This is a genomic window from Planktotalea sp., from assembly GCF_049680325.1.
In the GTDB taxonomy this organism is placed as follows: Bacteria; Pseudomonadota; Alphaproteobacteria; order Rhodobacterales; family Rhodobacteraceae; genus Planktotalea.
This window is the reverse complement of sequence record NZ_JBAUHO010000164.1, coordinates 1-2,658: the sequence shown is the minus strand read 5'-3', so window position 1 is coordinate 2,658 and position 2,658 is coordinate 1. Positions and strand designations below refer to the sequence as shown.

Genomic DNA, 2,658 nt, shown 5'->3' with positions numbered 1-2,658 from the left:
TCATAGGGCAGGCGAATTTTGCGGCCTTGATGAGGGATCAGCGTCATGCGCAAAGAAAAATCCAGACGCGTGTCCAGTCTGACCTTTTGCAATTGCGCCCTTGGACACGTTGCGCCGCGCTGCCCCGAGCGCCACGCAATGTGCTGCGCATCGATTGTTAGAATGGCGCTCGCGTTGGCGCCAAGGTCATAAATCGCCGGCAAGGACACTAGCGCCAAAAGCAGCAGGATCCACGGATTAGCTTGAATTGCAAAGTGGAGCAGCGCGATTGCCGCCCACCACAAGGCGATGAAGAAGATGGCCCTGGGGCTACGTGCGCGCCGCTCAAAGTGAAACGCATCAACGTCCACCTGTCACATCCAAAGTTGTCCCCGTCACATAAGATGCCTTGTCCGAAAGAAGCCAAATCACGGCATTGGCCACTTCTTCGGCGCTGCCGGTGCGTTTGATCGGAACCGCTGTCGCCAAACGCTCTGCACGGTCCGGCTCGCCGCCCTTTGCGTGGATATCCGTCACGATCAATCCCGGGCGAACAGAGTTAACGCGAATGCCCATCGCCGCCACTTCGTCAGAGAGCCCTTTGGTAAAGATGTCAATCGCGGCTTTGGTGGCGGCATAATCGACATAGGTATTGGCCGATCCAAGCCGTGCCGCAGCGCTGGAGATATTAACGATGCTACCCGCGCCTTGCTTTTGCATTCGCAGGACGGCCTCTTTCGCGATCAGAATTGCACCGATGACATTCACGTCGAACATATGGCGCATGCGTTCATAATCCAGATCGACAACCCGTGCGGTTTTACCAACGATCCCGGCATTATTCACCAAAGCATCAAGACGGGCGAATTCAGTGTCGATCGTTTCATAGATCGCAGCGATATCAGCGGGATCACTGACGTCGCCTTTACACAGGACGACTTTCGCACCCAGCGCGATGCAATCGGCCTGCACTTTGGCCGCGCCTGCATCATCGCTTCGATAGTTCAGGGCGATATCATAGTTTTGCGCGGCCATACGTGCGCAAGCGGCGCCGATGCCCGCGCTCGCGCCTGTAATCAAAACAACAGGGCGGCTCATGCGTTCAGGATCCTTGTTAGCATTTCGGTGGTGTCACGGCTCAGGTTCGGCTGTGCAAGAATGCGTTCAAGTTCGATACGGATCATTTCTTGGCGCGTTGGATCATAGCGCTTCCACGTCTGGAATGCGGAACACATGCGCGCGGTGGTTTGCGGATTGACCGGATCAAGTGTGATTAGCCAATCGGCAAGCAAGGAGTAGCCCTTGCCAGAGATGTGATGAAAGCCAGCGTGGTGCATCGTAAGTGCCCCGAGGGTCGCGCGAAAGCGGTTCGGGTTCTTGTGATCGAAATCGGGGTGCCGGGTTAACATCGTTGCAATTTGCGCCGCATCTTCGGGTTCTGCGCAGCTGACTTGCAGTCCGAACCATTTGTCCATGACCAGACGATCATGCCTCCATTGCTCATAGAAAGCCGCCAGCGCGTCCTTGCCGACTCCTGCGCGCAGCAAACAGGTCAGCGCGGAAAGCTGCTGGGTCATGTTGTCGGCGTTGTCATATTGCTCTTGCGCGGCTTTGCCAGCGTCAAGGCGTGTGCCAAGGGCAAGCGCTGCATTGGCAAGATCACGTTTGCCAACCGCATCGGCATCGGGCGAGTAGGGCCCCGTGATCTGACATTGGGCATAAATGCGCGGCAAGGTATCCTGCATATGCTGCGCCAGAGCCATTCTCAGGGTTTGATCTGCGTTGTAAATCGCCTGTGGATCGGCGGTGCTGCCTTTGTCGGCCAGCACTTGCATTAGATCGGACTGGCTGGGCAGGCCAAGCATCAGCGCGCGCGTGGCCGGGTCAAGGTTTTCATCACGCAGAACAGCCAACATGCCATCAAGATAGCCCGCGTTTGGCGCAGCGTCCTCTTCGATCATACCGAGCAAGGTTGACTTTGCCAGCTCGCGCCCCGCTTCCCAACGATTGAACGGATCGGTGTCATGGGCGAGCAGGAAGGCGCGCTCTGCGTCGCTGGTTTCGCGCTCCAGGATCACGGGCGCTGAAAAGCCACGCAGGATCGAGGGCGTCGGTTTTGCACTAAGGCCTTCCCATTTAAAGCTTTGCTGGCGTTTGCTCATTTCCAGAACTTGTGTTGGCAGGACCTCATCACCGTTGGCACCAAGCAATCCGACAGCAATAGGAATGACGCGCGGCTTTTTCTGGGGCTGGTTCGGCGTTGGCGGCGTTTCCTGACGGAATGTCAGCTTGTAACGCCCGTTCTTGTAGCTTTCCTTGACATGCAGGCGCGGCGTGCCCGCAGAGGTATACCAACGCTTGAAGCGCTTGAGGTTTCGGCCTGTGACGTCTTCGAACACCTGAAGCCAGTCTTCTATCGTGCAGGCCTGCCCGTCGTGGCGTTCAAAATACAGGTCGAGCGCTTTGGCGTAGGCGTCGTCACCGACGAGAAGTTTCAACATGCCGATAACTTCGGCGCCTTTTTCATAGACGGTGGCCGTGTAGAAATTGTTGATCTCGACAAAGCTGTCCGGGCGCGGTGGATGGGCGAGGGGGCCATTGTCTTCGGCAAATTGACGCCCGCGCAAATCAATAACATCCGAGATGCGTTTGACAGGGGCAGAGCGTAGATCCGACGTG

At 56.9% G+C, this 2,658-nt stretch carries 3 protein-coding genes; all 3 read right to left on the bottom strand.

Translation table 11 applies throughout. The annotated features are described in order from the left end of the window. Positions 1-350, bottom strand: a 350-nt coding sequence (locus WBC85_RS07430) for a hypothetical protein (RefSeq protein ID WP_424434661.1), incomplete at its 3' end; no start/stop codon positions are given. Further along, the gene (locus WBC85_RS07425) at positions 340-1,077 is read right to left on the bottom strand and encodes an SDR family oxidoreductase (RefSeq protein WP_424434658.1); all 738 of its coding nucleotides are present in this window, start codon (positions 1,075-1,077) and stop codon (positions 340-342) included. The genes WBC85_RS07430 and WBC85_RS07425, both read right to left, overlap by 11 nt. Then, positions 1,074-2,658, bottom strand: a 1,585-nt coding sequence (locus WBC85_RS07420; protein WP_424434655.1) for a DUF3458 domain-containing protein, incomplete at its 5' end; no start/stop codon positions are given. The genes WBC85_RS07425 and WBC85_RS07420, both read right to left, overlap by 4 nt.

Bases quoted from the DNA above. Each gene is read 5' to 3' on its own strand.
- WBC85_RS07425 (WP_424434658.1), bottom strand. From the start codon at position 1,077: ATGAGCCGCCCTGTTGTTTTGATTACAGGCGCGAGCGCGGGCATCGGC.